Here is a 17,707-nt window from a genome sequence, read left to right on the forward strand (position 1 = left end):
AGCGACGCGCGGCCTAGCGCCCGCGTCCGCGAATGGCGGCGATGCCGACACCGATGGCGACCGCGCCGATCAGGAAAGCAGGGGGAAAGCCCGCCGGGGGCGTTTCCGCTCCGTCCAGAAGGCTGAGCGCGTAGTTCCCGAAATGGATCGCGCCGACGAGGATCACGAACGAGGCCAGGACCGTGCGCCAGTCCCATGCCCCCCAGCCGAAATTGGCGGCGAATACCTGCCGCAGGATCGTGGCGAGGATCACCAGCACCACCAGCCCGAGGCCTAGCAGGACGAGCGCGCCCAAGGCGAACAGCGGGTTCGAGAAATCCATCATGCGCGGCCGGTCGATCCGAAGCCGCCAGCCCCGCGCGCCGTTTCATCGAGATCGCCCACTTCTTCCCAGGCTGCCCGGGTCACGGGAGCGATCACCAGCTGCGCGATTCGGTCGCCCCGCGCGATGCCGAAAGGCTCGGCCCCGTGGTTGATCACGATGACCTTCAGTTCACCGCGATAGTCGGAATCGATGGTCCCGGGCGTATTGGGAACGGTCAGCCCGTGCTTCAGGGCGAGACCAGACCGCGGGCGAACCTGGATTTCGTAGCCATCGGGTATCGCGACCGAAAGGCCGGTGGCGACCGCGTGGCGCATAGCGGGCTGGATCGTGATGTCCTCCGCTGCAAGGATGTCCATCCCGGCTGCGCCTTCGGTGGCGTAGCGCGGCAAGTCGAGCCCCTCCCCGTGCGGCAGGCGCTTTACCCGGACCGTGACCGGCTCACTCATCGTCCATATTCTCCAAAGCGTCGGCCACGCGGGCGATCAGTTCGTGCGCGACTATTTGCTTGGGCATCTGGGACAGCGATTCGACCCCCGTGCTCGTGACGATATGAATCTCGTTGTCGAGACCTCCCATCACGCCGTCCGACACGTCGTTGGCGACGATCCAGTCGACACCCTTGCGCTCCCGCTTGGTTTTCGCATTGCGCACCACATCCTCGGTTTCCGCCGCGAAGCCGACCAGCAGGCGCGGCCGCTGCGCGCCGCTTGCGACGGTCGCGAGGATGTCGGGGTTTTCCGCCAGCATCAGGGCCGGCGGGGCCGAACCGCGCTTCTTCATCTTCTCGGGCGCATAGTCCTTGGTCCGCCAATCGGCGACGGCGGCAACCATGATCGCCGCATCGGCCGGGAGTGCCCGCCGGACGGCCTCGGCCATGTCGCGCGCCGATTCGACGTCGATCCGGTCGACACCCGGCGGCGTCTGCAAGTGCACGGGACCGCTTACCAACGTTACGCGCGCCCCGGCGTTTGCGGCGGCGGCGGCGATGGCGAAACCCTGCCTTCCGGAAGACCGGTTGGCGAGATAGCGGACGGGATCGATCGGCTCGTGCGTTGGACCCGCCGTCACGAGGACGTGGCGGCCGTAGAGCGGTCGATGCTCGATATCCGTCTCGAACGCGGGCTGGCCGTCCAGTGGATCGAACCCGGACTCTTGCGTAACGGCATTGGGAAAACCGGCGGGTTCGTTCCAGCCCAGGGCTTCGGGACGCGCGCGGCCTGCGCCGGTGCTGACTTCGTGGTTGATCGCGTCGGGATCGGTCGGAGGCGCGGATGTCGCACCGCCCTTGCGCGCCAGCAGCGGCGCAGCGGGAGACGGTGCATCCACGTCCTCGCCTTCGTCCGGCAACGGTTCCGGTGCAGGTTCGGGCTGGCGCGACATGCCCCGCGGAATGATCGAGGAAAGCAGCCCTCCCAGACCACCGCGGCGGGGCTCGTCCTCGTTCGCTTCGTCGTCCAGCGTGTCTTCGAAGTCGTCCTCGCCCCCGGCCAGCGCCTCCGGTGCGTCGGCCGCCATGCCGAAGAAGGCGGCGATCTCGGCCCAGATGAGCTCCGGTTCGGGCAAGCGTCCGGGGCCGAACTCGCCGCAGGCCATGGGGCCGATATCCGGGTCCACGACCTCGACCCCCGCATGGCGCAGGACGCCGACATTGCGCTGCGTCGCGTCGTGCTGCCACATGCGGACATTCATGGCCGGTACCGCCATCACCGGCTTGTCCGTCGCAAGGATCAGCGTGGTCGCCAGGTCGTCCGCGATCCCGGTCGCCATCTTGGCCAGCATGTTGGCCGTGGCCGGACACACGACGACCAGATCGGCTTCGCGGCTGAGCTGGATATGGCCCATTTCCGCTTCGTTCTTCAGGTCCCACAATGTAGTGTAGACCGGGTTCTCGCTGAGGGCCGCGAGCGACATGGGGGTGACGAACTGCTGGCCGCCCTCCGTCACGACGCACGTGACGCTGCCGCCGCCCTTGCGGATCAGGCGGACCAGTTCGCAGCTCTTGTAAGCGGCGATCCCCCCGCCGACGATCAGGAGAATGCGCGGATACCCGGTCTCGTTCACCGGCGGCCCCACATCTGCGGCACGGGCGTGATCATGTTTCCGGGGCTCCCTTCCTCCATCGCGCGCAGCCTAGCGCGGCGTTCCGCGCCCTGCCAGTCCCCCAAACGGCCCGCGACGATTTCCTTGGCGTGCTGGCGGAAACGCCGGCTATGGTATCCGGAATATAGGAGGGGGTATCGATGCGACTGATCCTGACCGCGCTCATATTCGTGGGTGGCCTGTTCTTCCTTGTGACCGGCCTGTGGTTCCTGGTCGAACCCGTCAGTGCTGGCAGCAATTTCGGCCTGATCGCGAGGGACAGTTCCGGACTGGCCGCCATGCGGGCCGACTTCACGGCATTCTTCGTGATGGCCGCCATTTGCATGCTGGCGGGTGCATGGCTGCGTCGCGGGTCGCTGCTGCTGATCCCGGCCGCCCTGTTCGGCATCGCCTTGGCCGGACGGATCGTCAGCGCGCTGGTCGACGGCACGCAGGATGGCTTCTGGCAGCCCATGCTGGTCGAAGCGGGCACGGTCATCGTCCTGCTGATCGCGAGCCGGATCCTACCGCATAGGGTCTGACCGGAGCGGCGAGGAACCGGTGCAGCGCGATCAAGACGCGCGCCAGCCCGGCCCAGACGATGCCGAACAGCGCGCCGTTGGGGAGCAGGATTTCCGGCCGGCCCAGGACCAAATCCATTTGGAGGCTGACGAGCAGCAGCGCGAATACGCCGACCGGCACGCCTGCCGCCACGAAGGTGAACCATCCCAGGTCGCTCGTCAGCCGGCGAACGTTCATGGTGGCCAGCGCGGCTATCGGCCAGACGACGAAGAACGCGAACGGGATCGCTATCAGGAAATAGAACCAGAATTCGGCCGTCAGGCGCGCGGCCGCTCCTTCCAGTCCGGCCGGCGGGAAGGGCGTGCCGATATAAAGGTCGAACGCCAGCGCGGCATGGGCGATGCCGGTCGTCACGATGGCGCTTTCCAGCAATGCGAGCGCCTCGCCCTCGTCCGGGCGATAGGCCATCAGCCGATCCAGCCGAGGGCGACCGCCCCTCCCGCAAGCCCGGCCCCGATCACACCTGCCAGGAGGTATCCGAACAGCCCGCGTGAGCGGCGCCGGCTACGTTCCCACATCAATTCGATTTCGGGCAACGGCGGCGGTTCGGGTGCGCCGCCCTTCGCCGGGAAACGGTCCTCTATGCGGCGGATCAGGTCGGGCAGGCGCAGCAGCGTGTCGACATCGGTCCGGATCCGGTCGGCAATCGCGGCCTCGGGGCCCAGCTCGTCACGGATCCAGTTGCGGACATAGGGGGCGGACACGTCCCACATGTTGATCTGGGGATTGAGCTGCGTGGCGATCCCTTCGACCATGACCATGGTCTTCTGCAGGAGCAGCAGGTGCGGCTGGGTCTGCATGTCGAAATCGCGCGTGATCGCGAACAGCCCGTCGAGCATCTGGCCGACGCTGAGCTCGCTCACCGGCTTGCCGCGCATGGGCTCACCCACGGCGCGCAGCGCGGTCGCGAATTCGTCCACCGAATGATAGCTGGGCACATACTGCGCCTCGAAGTGGATTTCCGCGACGCGGCGATAATCTCCGGTCGTTAGGCCGTACAGGATTTCGGCCAGCCACATGCGCGCCTGCCGATCGATCCGGCCCATGATCCCGAAATCGATCGCAACGATGGTCCCGTCCGCCTTCACGAACAGGTTCCCCTGGTGCATGTCGGCGTGGAAGAACCCCGCGCTGATCGCCTGCGTCAGGAACGCGAGTACGAGCCGTTCGGCCAGCGCCGGCAGGTCGTGCCCCGCCTCGATCAGCGCCTCCCGGTTGCTGATCTTGATCCCGTCCACCCACGAAACCGTGAGGACCCGGCCATTGGTCCGGTCCCAATCGATGTCCGGCACCTCGTAGCCGGCGATCGCCCGCATCGCGACAGCGAGTTCGCTCGCCGACGCGGCTTCGCGCCGCAGGTCCAGTTCGCGATTGGTCCAGCGCTCGAAATTGGCGATGGTGAGGCGCGGACGCAGGCGACGCGCTTCTCCGCCCATCGCTTCCAAGTGCGCGGCGGCCCAGTGATAGGTCTTGATGTCGCGGGCGAACTGTTCGCGAATGCCCGGGCGCAGGACCTTGACCGCGACATCGCGGCCATCGGTAGTCACTGCGCGATGGACCTGCGCGATCGAGGCCGCGCCCACGGGTTCCTCGTCCAGCGACGCGAAAAGCGCTTCGACCGGCTGGCCGAAACTCGTCTCGATCGAGCGGCGTATCTGCTCGAACGGCGCAGGGGGGAGGTTGTCCTGAAGCGACAGCAGGTTTCGCGCGGCATCCTCGCCCACGATGTCCGGCCGGGTGGCGAGCGACTGGCCCAGCTTGATCGCAGCCGGACCGATCGCGCGAAAGGCGCTCGCGTAATCGGGCTCCTTCGGCTGGTGCGCGCCGAACCGGGCCAGACGCGCCAGGCGCTTGACCGGCAGCGGCGTGTTCGGATCGTTCTCGATCCCGCGCAGCGCACCGTGGCGCGCCAGTGTGCGCCCCCATTTCAGCAGGCGCCAGATATGCTTGGAAGGACGGCTCACGCGATCAGGTTTTCCATCCGGAATGGATCGCGACCGCCCCGCCCAGGATCGGCTCCACCCTCGTCTGGGTGAAGCCCGCGGCGCGGATCATCGATTCGAATTTTGGCATCGGCGGGAAGCGGCGGATCGATTCGGCCAGATAGCGATAGCTGTCCTCGTCCTGCGCGATGACCTTGCCCATCTGCGGCATGATTTTATGCGAGTAGACGTCATAGACATCCTTGAAGCCCGGCCAGGTAGTGGTCGAGAATTCGAGGCAGAAGAAGCGGCCACCGAATTTCAGCACCCGGTGCGCCTCGGCCAGGGCCCGGTCGATGCGTGTCACGTTCCTTATGCCGAACGCGATCGTGTAGGCATCGAAGCTGCGCGAGGGAAAGGTCAGCTCTTCCGCGTTCTGCCGGCTCCAGACGAGGCTGTCGTGCCCCCGTTCCATCGCCCGCTCGACGCCCACGTCGAGCATGTCCTGGTTGATGTCGGCGACCGTGACGCTCGCCCCCTGTTCGGCCATGCGGAAAGCGATGTCCCCGGTGCCGCCCGCCATGTCGAGGATCGATTCGCCTTCCTGCGGCTTCACCCGGCGCACGAAGCGGTCCTTCCACAGGCGGTGCATTCCGCCCGACATGGCATCGTTCATGATGTCGTATTTCGACGCGACGCTGGAAAAGACGCCGCCGACACGGGCGGTCTTCTCGTCCTCGGGAATGTCCTCGTAGCCGAAGGATACGGTCTTGGGTCCGGTCATGCCGCTCGCCTTACGGGAGTTTCCGGAGGGGGCAAAGGCTGATAGCGCGCGCCGGTGCCCGAACTACCCGAAGTCGAAACCACCGTGCGCGGACTGGCGCGCTTCCTCGATGGGCAGCGCATCGTCCACGCCGTGACCAACCGTCCGGACATGCGCCGCCCCTTCCCCCCGGAACTGGCCCAGATGCTGACGGGCGCACGAGTGACGGGCCTGGGGCGGAGGGCCAAGTTCGGGCTGATCCATACCGATCGCGACCAGACCCTGATCTTCCACCTGGGAATGAGCGGGCGCTGGCGGATCGATCCCGCGTCGGCGGAGAAACACGATCACCTGCTGATAGAGACCAACGCCCACCGCTTCGCGCTGCACGATCCACGGCGGTTCGGATGGGTGGACCTGGTGGCGAGCGATTCGATCGAACACTGGCCCAGCTTCGTCGGCATGGGGCCCGAACCGCTCGGTCCCGAGCTGACACCGGAATATCTCGCGCGTGCGCTCGCAGGGCGCAAACAAGCGATCAAGCTCTTGCTGCTGGACCAGCGGATCGTGGCGGGTCTTGGCAACATCTATGTCTGCGAGGCGCTCTACCGGGCGCGCATTCATCCACGAAAGCCGGGCGGCAAGGTCTCCGGCGCGGCGCTGGCGCGACTGGTCCCCGAAATCCGCGCCGTCCTCGAGCAGTCCATCGCGGATGGAGGCTCCACCTTGCGCGACTACGCCCGGCCCGATGGCGAGCTGGGCTATTTCGCGACTCGCTTCGACGTCTATGGCCGCACGGGGGATCCATGCCGCCGGGACGACGGGGGTACCATCCGCAGGATCGTGCAGGGCGGACGGAGCACCTGGTTCTGCCCCCGGTGCCAGCGATAGGCGCGGGGACCGGACCTGCGGGCAGGATTTCCTTGACGATTCGGAGCAGCGGACCTATGTGGCGCGCTTTCCGGCGGGCTTCCGCCGTTCCCAGAGACCACCGAGAGACCATCCGGTCGCCACTCGCGGCCCGAGACAAGGACGAACATGGCCAACACGCCGCAAGCCCGCAAACGCATCCGTCGCAACAATCGCCGTGCGGAAATCAATACCGCCCGCATGAGCCGTATCCGCAGCTTCCTGAAGAAGGTCGAATCGGCCGTCGATGCCGGTGACAAGTCTGCGGCGTCCGATGCCCTGAAGGCTGCGCAGCCGGAACTGGCACGCGGCGTTGCGCGCGGCGTGCTTCACAAGAACACGGCGGCGCGCAAGATGTCGCGCCTGTCGAAGCGCGTTTCCGCGCTCTAAGCCGACATTGCTGACCGGCCGACCCCGGACGGGGTATCGGCCTTGTTCGAAAACGGGCTCGCGCAGCTTCTGCGCGGGCCCGTTTCGCGTTGTCATAATGGCTCCGATACCGGCTTCGCGACAACGCAAGGAATCCTCGCGATTCGCATTTGAAAACCGCGATTGTGCAGGACAAATTACGAAGAAAATTCATGCTTTCCAGACCATTAAACGAAGGTCTGCGGGGTTGGTCGCTGTCAAGCAAACATTGTGACAGTAAAATGAAAATGTTTGCTTGCCTGACGCGTCTCCACCTGCCTATCTGAATGTCCGCTCGGTGCTGGACGGAACCGGGCTCACAAAGACCGAAACGCGACACACAGTCGAATCGAATCACGATTCCGGCGACGGGACAACCGTGTTTGCGGAACGGGGGGTAATGACGGAGAGCCGGCGGGGTCGCGCCGGACTGACAGAAGGTCGAGTGGAATGGCGAATGCAAACGGGAAAGCGACCGCCAAGCTGGAAGAGGCGGACGCGATGAGTGCAGAGGAAATGGAAGCGGTGAACCTGGCGGCCGACTGGGCCGACATCAGCACCGGCCTGCGCAAGGATCTGGGGCATCAGCTTCACAGTCAGTGGATCAAGCCGATCCAGCTTGGCGGTTTCTGCAAGCAGACGGGCACTCTCGATCTCTACCTGCCGTCCGAGTTCTACGCCAATTGGGTCCAGGACCGCTTCGCAGACCGCCTCTCGCTGGCCTGGAAGATTGCGCGCAGCGAAGTTCGCACCGTGCGCATTCAGGTGCACCCGGGCCGGCGCAAGCTGCAGGATCTCGACCTCAACGACGGGCGCCGCGCGGCGAACGACGGGGCCGACACCAGCATGATCGCAGTGAGCGCCGGCACGATGGGCGATGCGGGTTTCACGTCTTCTGTCGGGCTCGACCCGACGCTCACCTTCGCCGCATTCGTGACCGGCGAAGCGAATATCCTTGCCTGCAATGCCGCGCAGCGCATGGCAGCCACGGAACAGCCGCAGTTCAGCCCGCTCTACATCAAGGGCGCGACCGGACAGGGCAAGACGCACTTGCTGCACGCCATCGGCCACGCCTATCTCAACGCCCATCCGCGGGCGCGCATCTTCTACTGCAGCGCGGAGCGCTTCATGGTGGAATTCGTGCAGGCGCTGAAGAGCGGCAAGACGCTCGAATTCAAGGCGCGCCTGCGCGGTTTCGACCTCCTGCTGGTCGACGATATCCAGTTCATCATCGGCAAGGCGTCGGCGCAGGAAGAACTGCTTTACACGATCGATGCGCTGCTGGCCGAAGGCAAGCGGCTGGTCTTCGCAGCGGATCGCGCGCCTCAGGCTCTGGACGGCGTCGAGCCGCGGCTTCTGAGCCGCCTCTCCATGGGTCTCGTCGCGGACATCCAGGCGGCCGACATCGAGCTGCGCCGCAAGGTCCTCGAATCAAAGCTGACACGCTTTGCTCCGCTTAGCGTGCCCGAGGACGTCATCGATTTCCTCGCGCGCACCATCACGCGCAACATCCGCGAACTGGTCGGCGGACTGAACAAGCTGGTCGCCTATGCGCAGCTCACCGGGCAGGAAGTCTCGCTTTCCCTCGCCGAGGAACAGCTGACAGACATACTGAGCGCCAATCGCCGCCGGATCACCATCGACGAGATCCAGCGCACCGTCTGCCAGTTCTACCGGATCGACCGGAGTGAGATGAGCAGCAAGCGCCGTGCGCGTGCGGTTGTTCGTCCGCGGCAGGTGGCAATGTACCTCTCCAAGGTCCTGACCCCTCGCAGCTATCCGGAAATCGGACGCAAGTTCGGCGGACGCGACCATTCCACGGTCATCCACGCCGTCCGCCTGATCGAGGATCTGCGTCAGCGGGACGCGGACATGGACGGCGACGTGCGCAGCCTGCTGCGCCAGCTCGAAAGCTGATCCGACCCTTCCTTTCCTGCACATCCGGCGCACAGCTTTTCCGCAGGTCCATCCACGGGCCTGTCGACAGGCAGTGCACCGGTTCTTAACTGCCTTTCCATGGCCTTGTCCCCCGATCGGCTCGAGCGCTTCGCGCGCCATATCGTCATCCCGGAGATTGGCGGCGCCGGCCAGGTCGCGCTTTCCGACGCCCATGTGACGCTCGTGGGACTGGGCGGCATTGGATCGCCGGTACTGCAATATCTGGCCGGAGCCGGCGTGGCGCATCTCACCCTGATCGACGACGGGACGGTCGAGGAGAGCAATCTCCAGCGTCAGACGATCTACGCCGAACGCGATATCGGGCACGGCAAGGCGGCCTGCGCGCGGCGCTGGCTGGCCAATTTCGACAAGCGGATCGAAGTCGAACTGTCCGACCGGCGGATCGATACGTCGACCGCTCCGGAAATACTGTCCGGGACCGACCTGGTCATCGACGGGACCGACAATTTCGCCACGCGGCTCGCCGTGTCGGACGCATGCGTCGCGCATGGCATCCCGTTGCTTTCAGCCGCCGTGGGGCGCTTCCAGGGACAGGTCGCGGCATTTGCGGGCCACCGTCCCGACCAGCCCTGCTATCGCTGTTTCGTGGGCGACGCTTTCGATGCGGACGATTGCGACACCTGTGCCGATGAGGGGATGCTTGGCGCGATGGCCGGATGGGTGGGAAGCTTCGCCGCGATGCATGCCGTGCGCGTGCTGTGCGAAGGCAAGGCCGCGTTCGGCAAACCGCAATGGGGCACGCTCTTCCTGCTCGACGGAATGGCCCCCTCGATGCGTCCGCTGACGATCGCGAAGGATCCCGATTGCCGGACCTGCGGCGGATAACCGCCTATTCGCTGCCGCACACGACGAAGGTTTCGACCGGCTCGCCACTGCCGGGGCGGTAGCGTGCCGTGCCGTCGGCGTTGAGGGCGAGATAGATCGCGCGGGTGCTTTCCCCGTCCCCGACGGTTTCGCGCAGGGTTATCGCGACGCTGTTCCCGTCGGCCACGACATCGGTGACCGGGCCACCGGTCTCGAAGAAGCTGACCTCGCTGGCGCCCACCGTGACCGCGCGGAAGGCGGGATTGTAGGTGTAATCGAGGGCGCAGGCCTGCCGGTCCGGCGCATAGACCCCGCGGAAGCGTTCGGGCACCGTCGTCGAAGCCGCCCCCTGGGCAGACGCCACGGACGAAGGACAGCGGCGGTAAGTCGCGCTTTCCCCGCCCCCCCGGCGCACGCGCATTTGCCCGTCGCCTTCCATGGCGAGGTAGACGGCGGATTGCCCGGCCAGCGTCACGGCGAGCGCCTCGTCCCGGCCGCGAATGTCGCCTGCTGCGCCTCCGCCATCGAAGAAGCTGATCGCCTCGCCCGTCACGGTGAACCGGTTGCGGTTTTCCGCGCGGCATTCCTCGACGCTGCGCGCCCAGACACCGCGGAAGCGCGCCGGTATGCGGGCGAACTGGCGTGTCCCGCCCGGAATGCCAGCCTTCTCGGAAACCTGCGCGTCTTCCTCGGCTACCCGCTGGTCTACGCTAGGCGCGGCTTCTCCCGTCGCCGAGTCATCGCCACTGCCGACACCTCCGCCGCCCGAACAGGCGACCAAGCCGAAAGCGAGAGCGAAGCGGGCAAGGGCTTTGGTCGTCATGCGGCGAAAACGTCCGTCCCGCGTTTCGCGTTCCACCCGGACGACGGGCGCGTCAGGCGAGCAGATCCTCCACCCAGTCGGGCACCAGCTCGCCCGCCGGGCCGTGACGCGATTCGTCGAACCAGTGCGATCCCTCGCCCGGTTCGAGGTTGAGTTCGAGCGTGCGCGCCCCTGCCATCTTCGCTTCCTGCACGAAGCCTGCCGCCGGATAGACCGCGCCCGACGTGCCGATGCTGACGAACAGGTCCGCGTCCGCGAGCGCCGCGTAGATGCGCTCCATCTGGTAGGGCATCTCGCCGAACCAGACGACGTCGGGCCGCAATGCCCGCGCACCGCAGGCAGGACACGCCGGCCCCTGGCCTTCCACCGCCGACATCGGGGCATCCCACGGGCTGCGCGCACCGCATGCCGCACACAGCGCGCTCCGCAGTTCTCCGTGCATGTGCAGCACGTTCCGGGTGCCCGCGCGCTCGTGCAGGTCGTCCACGTTCTGCGTCACCAGCAGCAGATCGTGCCCGTCCCGTGCGGCCCACTCCGCTTCCAGCCGCGCCAGCGCCTCGTGCGCACGGTTGGGCGCAACCGCAGCCAGCGCGGCGCGGCGCGCATCGTAGAAGCCCAGCACCAGCGCCGGATCGCGGGCGAAGCCTTCGGGCGTGGCGACATCCTCCACCCGGTGCTTCTCCCACAGGCCGCCTGCATCGCGGAACGTGTCGATCCCGCTTTCCGCACTGATTCCGGCGCCCGTGAGGATGACGATGTTGCGAATATCCGGCATTTGTCCTCAGGCAGCGAAGCGGTAGGGCGACGCCTGCATCAACCACGCCTGCGAAGGGAGCACAATGGCACGCATCGGCATCATCGGCAGCGAAGGACGCATGGGGCAGGCCATCGCGGCGGTGCTGGAAGCGGATCCGGACCACGAGTGCGCGGGCGGGGCCGATCACGGGCACGATCCGGCGGAACTGGCGCGCCTGTCCGATGCGCTGGTCGATTTCTCCGCGCCCGGGGCGCTGGCCGGAACGCTGGACGCGGCGCGCGCCGCCGGCATCCCGGTCCTGATCGGCACGACCGGCCTTGCCGCGGAGCATCATGCGGCGATCGACGCGGCGGCGCGCACGATCCCCGTCCTGCAGACGGGCAATACCTCGCTCGGCGTCACGCTGCTGGCGCATCTGGTGCAGGAAGCGGCCACGCGGCTGGGGCCGGACTGGGACATCGAGATCGTCGAGATGCACCACCGGATGAAGGTCGACGCGCCGAGCGGGACCGCGCGCCTGCTGGGAGAGGCGGCGGCACGGGGCCGCGGGATCGAGCTGGACGCACACACCGAAAGCGGACGCGACGGCCATACCGGACGACGCGCGCAAGGCGCGATCGGCTTCGCTGCCTTGCGCGGCGGGACGGTGGCGGGCGAACACAGCGTGATCCTGGCGGGCGAGCAGGAACGCATCACCCTGTCGCACAGCGCGGAAGACCGGGCCATCTTCGCGCGCGGCGCCGTGCGCGGCGCGGCATGGCTCGTCGGGCGCGAAGCGGGGCGGTACCGGATGGAAGACGTGCTCGGTCTCTGACCGGCAGGAGCCGCAGCCATGACCAGGGACCAGATCTTCGAGTTCTTCCGCCGGCTGGCGGAGGACAATCCGGAACCGGAGACGGAGCTGGAATACGGCAATGCCTACCAGCTGGTCGTGGCCGTGGCGCTGAGCGCGCAGGCGACCGATGTGGGCGTGAACAAGGCTACGCGCGCCCTGTTCGCGCAGGTGGAAACGCCGCAGCAGATGCTTGACCTCGGATTCGAGGGGCTGGTCGCGCATATCCGCACGATCGGCCTGTTCAATTCCAAGGCGAAGAACGTGATCGCACTCAGTCGACTGCTGGTCGACGAGTATGGCGGGGAAGTGCCCGATACGCGCGACGACCTCGTCCGCTTGCCCGGCGTGGGGCGCAAGACGGCCAATGTCGTGCTCAATTGCTGGTTCGGGCAGGAGACCTTCGCGGTCGACACGCATATCCTGCGAGTCGGCAATCGCACCGGCCTCGCCAAGGGCAAGACGCCGGAACAGGTGGAAGCGAAGCTGGAGAAGCGCGTACCGCAGCCTTTCCGCCTGCACGCGCATCACTGGCTGATCCTGCATGGCCGCTACACCTGCAAGGCGCGCACGCCCGAATGCTGGCGCTGCCCGGTGGTGGACCTGTGCAGCTATCGCAAGAAGGTCACGGAGAAGCCGAAGGGTCGATAGCGCGAAGGCCGCGCAGACATGGACCGCTCTATCGATTTGGAAAGACCCGTGACTTTCGCCCGAAACCCGCGGAGTTCCGAGGTCCGAAAGGCCACGGAGCGCCGCCGAGTGTGGCTTTTGCATCCCACCGATTAGGGCCCGCCCGATGCTCCGAATCAGGGAGGCGCGATGACGGCCCGCGTGCAGGATGACGCCGTGCATGGATGCGACATGGCATTGCAGGGAGCCTGTAGGACAGCGAAAGTTTCGCCCACCCGCAGGCAGCACCGCGTCCGCCCTCAAAGGTTAACGGAACGGGGCTTCGTGCCAAAGCGCTTGGTAAGGGTCAGGACAATTTATGAACGCACCCTCCCCCGCCCCCGACCGACAGGCGCACAGCCGCTGGACCACCTTTGCCGCGATGATCGCGACGTCCATCGCGACCATGTTCGTGCTCAAATACTCCAACGTCTGGTCGGCGGATCACGTGTTCTTCAGCCAGACCCGGATGTGGATGGCGCTGATGATGGGCATGGCGATGATCGTCATCATGCTCGGTTTCATGTGGGGCATGTATCGCACGCGCACGACCAAGGTTCTGGTCATGACAGGAGCCGTGGTCGGCTTCGCAACCTTCCTGTTCCTGGCGCGCAGCCAGCGCACGGTCGATGACGAGGCGTGGATGAAAGCGATGATCCCGCATCATTCCATTGCCGTCCTGACCAGCGAGCGCGCGAAGATCAGCGATCCGCGCGTGCGTGATCTCGCCGACCGGATCATCGAGGCGCAGGTCCGGGAAATCGCGGAGATGGAAATGCTGCTGGCCGATCTCGAAGCGAACGGCGAACGCGGCAACGGCAGCGCAATCCCGCCCCGCACGGCGGACCTCACTCCGGAGCTAAAACGACGGGCCGAGGAGAACGCGACGGGGCGCTAGGTGCGGCAGGGAGCCGTTCCGAGCGGGCATGACCTTAGGCATGGCTCCGCAACCTCCCTGGAACCTCCGGACCAATTTGACAGCGAGCGACCCCATTGCGGACATTCGACTGGTGCTCCACGGGTCAATGATGAACCCTTTGAGTGCAGCTCGGCAATACCCGCGTCTTCCGAACGAACTTCGGAATAAGCTGTCGCAAATCGAGCCAACACAAGCGATCTACTTTCCGGCACTTGTAACGCTCCGCACTGGCGAACGGCGAAACGCGGTATACCTATGCCCTGCGGTCCAGTACTTCACGCAATGGGGGGTGTGGCCAGAGGAGGACACCGGCAAAGATTCGGTGCCGCTGGAGGAGGTGGTGGATCTGGAAGAAAGCCCATCGAGACTGCCGCGAGAGCTTGCGCAGACTATCTACGCCGCTGGCGAGAGCGGGATGGGATATCACTTGTTCCAGCTCACTTTTCGCGATGGCTCGGTTGTCTCATTCGGCACCGGGAACGCAGTCGATTTCCTTGACCTCCCACCCGATAGGTCGCCTCGTGACGCTGTAGCAGTAACCCCGCACGCTGGTCGCGAGGACCCAACCATGAGAAGCACTCTTGATTATGCTTGGTGCTTGTTCTCGTCCTAATGACCGCTTTCCACTGCAATAGCTGCCGTGGGCTCAATGAGCACAAAGCTTCAGAAGCATTTTAACCGATCGCCAAAGGTCCCCTTCCGCCTCACCTGACCAGCAGCGTCGCGACGACGCCGAAATGGTCGGAGGGATATTCGTCGCCGGTCGGGCGGTCGCCGATGATGCGGGCGTCGGCGATGTCGAAGGCGGCGCGCTCCACGAAGATGTGGTCGATCACGCGCGGATTGGCGTGTCCGCGGGCGGGATTGAGGGTGGTTTCGGCGGCACCGGCGGGCAGGGCCGAGACATAGCGCGCGCCGGCGAAGCCCGTCAGCGCAGGCTCGTCCAGCGGCGCATTGAAGTCTCCCATGACGATTGTCGGCACTCCGTCCGCCGGAAGCCAGCCCGCAAGGTCGGCCAACTGCTCCGCCCGCATGGGTCCCTGCTCCGCCTTCCATGCGAGATGCGTGCCGACCACGTCCACCGGCCCGGCCGCAGTGCGCACGCGCACCCGGACCGCGGTGCGATGGTCCTCCAGCGGCGCAAGCTTGCGCCGGGCCACATCCAGTACCGGGAGCCGCGAGAGGATGGCGTTGCCGTACCGCTTGGGCGCGCCTTCCGGCTCCGTCGCGACGAAATGGACGTGCGGATAGCCGAGCGCGGCGGCGAGCGTTTCCGCCTGGTTGGGAAGATCCTTGGCGGCATCCTGCAACACTTCCTGCAACGCGATCACGTCCGGATCGGCAGCGCGCAGCGTTTCGACCAGCAGGCCGAGGCGCACGGGCCAGTCCGGCCGGTCGTGCCAGATATTGTAGGTCGCGACCGTCATTGGCGCGCGCGTTTCGGCGGTCCCTCCACCCCGCATCGCGCATCCCGCCAGCGGGAGCGCGGCCAGCCCCGCCAGCACGCTGCGCCGGTCCGTACCCGATCGGATCGTCATGCGGTCGTTCTCCATTCTTCCCGTCAGCGGACCGTCCGCAGATCGCGGCATGGGCGCCTCTTGTCCAGCGGTCGCGGGCCTTCATTTTGACAGGTAAAGCGGGAGGAGGCCGCTCAGGACATTCCGGCCCTCTCCTGCGTTGAACAAGCAAGGAGATTCGAAATGGCAGGCGGTTGGACGCGCGATGGCGCGGTTCAGGATCAGATAGACGACACGGTGAACGACGCGGTGACGGCCGCGCGCCGCCGCATGGGTGCAGGCGTTGGCGCGACCCACTGCGACGATTGCGGCGAACCCATTCCCGAACAGCGGCGGAAGGCCCTGCCGGCGACGCGGACCTGCGTGGCGTGCCAATCCGCGCGCGACACCAGCGTGCGGCACAGCGGCTTCAACCGGCGCGGCAGCAAGGACAGCCAGCTGCGCTGACGCGCCTGCCATCAGCCTTCAGACATCGTCCGCGCTGGCCAGTTCCCTCTCGTCCACTTCGCACAGCATGCTGCCGATGACCACGGTCACGGTCACGACACCTGCAAGGCGCGCACGCCCGAATGCTGGCGGTGCGGTCTGGTCGATCTGTGCAACTTCAGGAAGAGGGTGCCGGAGAAGCCGAAGGGGCGATGAGGGTGTATTGTGGTTAGCCCCAATTTTCTGAAATTGAACGGACCCAAGATCAAATCCACATTTCTTTGCAATCGCCGTCGCGATAATTCTCGACTCGCTTGCGGAGGCTTGCGGCGTATTCGCGTGGGGATTGGTTCAATCCGGATGGCGGGCCTATCTCTTCCAATGGTGTGCCGATACGCGCCAGGGTAAGGTGCCAATATCGATCGCTGGCCAAGGTCTTGCCGATCCAGGTCGAGCGAAGCTTGCGGATTTCCGGCACGGCATCACGCGCTTCGGGTCCGATTTTGCACAGGGCCACCATCGCTGCATCAATCGGATTGATTTCGTTGACCGAATTTGCGCCCCCGCCCCAGTTTCGTTCCTTTCTTCTTACGTGTTCACGGATAATCTGGAGCAGAAGAGGCACCGATTGTGCCCCGTAGTCCGCTTGTTCGATTATGAGACCATCCGCAGCCACGCGTCTTTCGGGATCATTAAGTATCGCCAAATCCATTGGTAGCGGAGCATTGCTAAGGGGTGTTATGGCTGGCAGTTGCCTCGATAGGTCTCTCGCTACACTCGAAGGTACATTGTCTTGGGAAAGCCGTCTTTTTATAGGTGCTTCCAAAGTTTTCGCGTTACCTTCCAGCGCGTCAACAGCGTGATCGATACCGTAAAAATTGGTGACGCGTGGATCTTCGATGAGCGCGACGAATAAATCGAGGTCCGCATCGGTCAGCGAGACACGATTGAGCGACCGGAACCAAGTTTCCGACAAAGAGAAGCCGGGATTCGATGCAGCTATCGAAGAGTCGGCAAGTAGACGGCGCAACTCGGCGGCGATGGCGCTTCGCGGGTATCTTGGCGCATATGTCAGCGAGAGATCGGTATATTGTAAAAGGAATGCCGTGGAGTTGAATTCCGCATCGTCGGGCTGATTGCTTAGCGTGGTCCGCGCCCACCCAAATACCGGCAGATTCATCGGGCCGGTTGTAGCGACCGGTCCCGGATGGATCGGCCAGGCGAGCATGCGAGTGGAAACAAACGAACGGCGCGCAATCAGCCTACCATCTCTGGATAGAATTTCGAACCGCTGGGTCTCCACAGGCAGAGTGTCGAAAGTCCAAGCCCAATCATTTCTATATGTTGGCCGATCATAGTCAGTTTCATGCTCCGAGCGTATCTGGAAGTCCGGCTCAACTCTTGTTTGCTCGATGCGTATGCAGTTCTCTTTCGCAAGGCGCATCCGCCAGTATACAGCGAGCGTTTGGGATTCGATCATCCGTGACTGCATCATTTCCTGATGCGTTAGACTACTGTTGTCAGCGTCTGGCGCTTCGGCCGATCGCAAACTGTCCGGATTTTTCGGGACTATGCCATTACCATCGCAACGCGCGTAAGGCTGGATACTGAATCGCCATGGCTTTCCAGTCCTGTTAAGTCGGATAGTTACTCCGGAAATTGCTGGGTTGGCGAGCAAGGCGGCACATAGGGCATCACATACCGCTCTTTGCCGAGGCCTCTCGTTCGCGCCGGTTTTCGTGTGCCATTCGAACTCGGAGCGCCCGATCAGCAAGATTTCCCCGCTCAGTGCCACTTGCCGGTCCGGCAGAATGTCGGCGGTAACCTGCTTAGCAAATCTCTCTTTGCTCACAGCGCGACTTGAATGTCCGAAATACAACCAGATGACGAGCGCCATGACGATGCAGAACGCAGCAATCCTGCCGCAACCGGAGCTTGTCTTGAGGTCGTCAGCATACATGGTTTCAACGAATGCCGAAAATGGTGGAACAATTCATAAATCGACACGCATAA

General features: G+C 65.0%; 20 protein-coding genes. 10 read left to right on the forward strand and 10 right to left on the reverse strand.

The features are described 5' to 3' along the window. Nucleotides 1–13 precede the first annotated feature (13 nt). From AB1K63_RS09470 to AB1K63_RS09480, 3 genes are read right to left on the reverse strand one after another with little or no spacing between them, the layout of a single operon-like run. A complete protein-coding gene (locus AB1K63_RS09470; protein ID WP_366959863.1) occupies nucleotides 14–325 on the reverse strand; it encodes a hypothetical protein in 312 nt (103 codons plus the stop codon). Then, the gene (gene dut / locus AB1K63_RS09475; protein WP_366959864.1) at nucleotides 322–771 is read right to left on the reverse strand and encodes a dUTP diphosphatase; all 450 of its coding nucleotides are present in this window, start codon (nucleotides 769–771) and stop codon (nucleotides 322–324) included. Before dut ends, AB1K63_RS09470 begins: the two co-directional genes overlap by 4 nt. After that, entirely contained in the window at nucleotides 764–2,386 is a 1,623-nt protein-coding gene (locus AB1K63_RS09480) for a bifunctional phosphopantothenoylcysteine decarboxylase/phosphopantothenate synthase (protein WP_366959865.1), read from the reverse strand. The genes dut and AB1K63_RS09480 overlap by 8 nt, the downstream gene beginning before the upstream one ends. Nucleotides 2,387–2,565: 179 nt before the next feature. Between AB1K63_RS09480 and AB1K63_RS09485 the strand changes: the two genes are divergently transcribed. Continuing rightward, nucleotides 2,566–2,946, forward strand: coding sequence for a hypothetical protein (locus AB1K63_RS09485; protein ID WP_366959866.1), 381 nt, complete (start codon nucleotides 2,566–2,568; stop codon nucleotides 2,944–2,946). Here AB1K63_RS09485 and AB1K63_RS09490 read toward each other — a convergent pair. From AB1K63_RS09490 to AB1K63_RS09500, 3 genes are read right to left on the reverse strand one after another with little or no spacing between them, the layout of a single operon-like run. Beyond that, nucleotides 2,900–3,394, reverse strand: coding sequence for a hypothetical protein (locus AB1K63_RS09490; RefSeq protein ID WP_366959867.1), 495 nt, complete (start codon nucleotides 3,392–3,394; stop codon nucleotides 2,900–2,902). The two genes, AB1K63_RS09485 and AB1K63_RS09490, sit on opposite strands and share 47 nt — an antisense overlap. Continuing rightward, nucleotides 3,394–4,950 (reverse strand): 2-polyprenylphenol 6-hydroxylase, encoded by a 1,557-nt coding sequence (gene ubiB / locus AB1K63_RS09495; RefSeq protein ID WP_366959868.1) that lies wholly within the window; start codon nucleotides 4,948–4,950, stop codon nucleotides 3,394–3,396. Before ubiB ends, AB1K63_RS09490 begins: the two co-directional genes overlap by 1 nt. 4 nt (nucleotides 4,951–4,954) lie before the next feature. Further along, nucleotides 4,955–5,692 carry a class I SAM-dependent methyltransferase gene (locus tag AB1K63_RS09500; RefSeq protein WP_366959869.1) on the reverse strand — a complete coding sequence of 246 codons (738 nt, stop codon included), beginning with the start codon at nucleotides 5,690–5,692 and terminating at the stop codon, nucleotides 4,955–4,957. Between the two features lie 54 nt (nucleotides 5,693–5,746). On the opposite strand from AB1K63_RS09500, the gene mutM reads away from it, so the two are divergent. From mutM to AB1K63_RS09520, 4 genes are all read left to right on the forward strand, one after another. Then, complete coding sequence (gene mutM / locus AB1K63_RS09505; protein WP_366959870.1) at nucleotides 5,747–6,562, forward strand: bifunctional DNA-formamidopyrimidine glycosylase/DNA-(apurinic or apyrimidinic site) lyase; 816 nt, start codon at nucleotides 5,747–5,749, stop codon at nucleotides 6,560–6,562. A 147-nt stretch (nucleotides 6,563–6,709) separates the two neighbouring features. Then, nucleotides 6,710–6,970: a 30S ribosomal protein S20 gene (gene rpsT / locus AB1K63_RS09510; protein ID WP_366959871.1), complete on the forward strand. Its 261-nt coding sequence runs from the start codon at nucleotides 6,710–6,712 to the stop codon at nucleotides 6,968–6,970. A 468-nt stretch (nucleotides 6,971–7,438) separates the two neighbouring features. After that, nucleotides 7,439–8,905 (forward strand): chromosomal replication initiator protein DnaA, encoded by a 1,467-nt coding sequence (gene dnaA, locus AB1K63_RS09515; RefSeq protein ID WP_366959872.1) that lies wholly within the window; start codon nucleotides 7,439–7,441, stop codon nucleotides 8,903–8,905. Between the two features lie 99 nt (nucleotides 8,906–9,004). Beyond that, entirely contained in the window at nucleotides 9,005–9,772 is a 768-nt protein-coding gene (locus AB1K63_RS09520; protein ID WP_366959874.1) for a HesA/MoeB/ThiF family protein, read from the forward strand. A gap of 4 nt (nucleotides 9,773–9,776) precedes the next feature. On the opposite strand, the gene AB1K63_RS09525 is transcribed toward AB1K63_RS09520, so the two are convergent. Together AB1K63_RS09525 and AB1K63_RS09530 are read right to left on the reverse strand one after the other, a co-directional pair. Next, the gene (locus AB1K63_RS09525) at nucleotides 9,777–10,574 is read right to left on the reverse strand and encodes a hypothetical protein (protein ID WP_366959876.1); all 798 of its coding nucleotides are present in this window, start codon (nucleotides 10,572–10,574) and stop codon (nucleotides 9,777–9,779) included. A 52-nt stretch (nucleotides 10,575–10,626) separates the two neighbouring features. Next, complete coding sequence (locus AB1K63_RS09530) at nucleotides 10,627–11,349, reverse strand: NAD-dependent deacylase (protein WP_366959877.1); 723 nt, start codon at nucleotides 11,347–11,349, stop codon at nucleotides 10,627–10,629. A 64-nt stretch (nucleotides 11,350–11,413) separates the two neighbouring features. Between AB1K63_RS09530 and dapB the strand changes: the two genes are divergently transcribed. The 3 genes from dapB to AB1K63_RS09545 all read left to right on the forward strand — a co-directional run bounded on the left by dapB (nucleotide 11,414) and on the right by AB1K63_RS09545 (nucleotide 13,730). Continuing rightward, nucleotides 11,414–12,145: a 4-hydroxy-tetrahydrodipicolinate reductase gene (gene dapB, locus AB1K63_RS09535; RefSeq protein ID WP_366959878.1), complete on the forward strand. Its 732-nt coding sequence runs from the start codon at nucleotides 11,414–11,416 to the stop codon at nucleotides 12,143–12,145. Between the two features lie 18 nt (nucleotides 12,146–12,163). Further along, on the forward strand, nucleotides 12,164–12,814 hold the full coding sequence (gene nth / locus AB1K63_RS09540) for an endonuclease III (protein ID WP_366959879.1): 651 nt from the start codon (nucleotides 12,164–12,166) through the stop codon (nucleotides 12,812–12,814). Between the two features lie 337 nt (nucleotides 12,815–13,151). Beyond that, nucleotides 13,152–13,730, forward strand: coding sequence for a DUF305 domain-containing protein (locus AB1K63_RS09545; protein ID WP_366959880.1), 579 nt, complete (start codon nucleotides 13,152–13,154; stop codon nucleotides 13,728–13,730). 725 nt (nucleotides 13,731–14,455) lie between these two features. On the opposite strand, the gene AB1K63_RS09550 is transcribed toward AB1K63_RS09545, so the two are convergent. Continuing rightward, the gene (locus AB1K63_RS09550) at nucleotides 14,456–15,289 is read right to left on the reverse strand and encodes an endonuclease/exonuclease/phosphatase family protein (protein ID WP_366959881.1); all 834 of its coding nucleotides are present in this window, start codon (nucleotides 15,287–15,289) and stop codon (nucleotides 14,456–14,458) included. Nucleotides 15,290–15,451: 162 nt separating this feature from the next. Here AB1K63_RS09550 and AB1K63_RS09555 point away from each other — a divergent pair, with 162 nt between their 5' ends. Both AB1K63_RS09555 and AB1K63_RS09560 read left to right on the forward strand, forming a co-directional pair. Beyond that, nucleotides 15,452–15,715: a DksA/TraR family C4-type zinc finger protein gene (locus tag AB1K63_RS09555; RefSeq protein WP_366959882.1), complete on the forward strand. Its 264-nt coding sequence runs from the start codon at nucleotides 15,452–15,454 to the stop codon at nucleotides 15,713–15,715. A 24-nt stretch (nucleotides 15,716–15,739) separates the two neighbouring features. Beyond that, a complete protein-coding gene (locus tag AB1K63_RS09560; protein WP_366960688.1) occupies nucleotides 15,740–15,910 on the forward strand; it encodes a hypothetical protein in 171 nt (56 codons plus the stop codon). 49 nt (nucleotides 15,911–15,959) lie between these two features. Here AB1K63_RS09560 and AB1K63_RS09565 read toward each other — a convergent pair whose 3' ends face one another. After that, a complete protein-coding gene (locus tag AB1K63_RS09565) occupies nucleotides 15,960–17,591 on the reverse strand; it encodes a hypothetical protein (protein ID WP_366959883.1) in 1,632 nt (543 codons plus the stop codon). Nucleotides 17,592–17,707: the final 116 nt, after the last annotated feature.

The organism is Qipengyuania sp. JC766, from assembly GCF_040717445.1.
Classification (GTDB): domain Bacteria; phylum Pseudomonadota; class Alphaproteobacteria; order Sphingomonadales; family Sphingomonadaceae; genus JC766.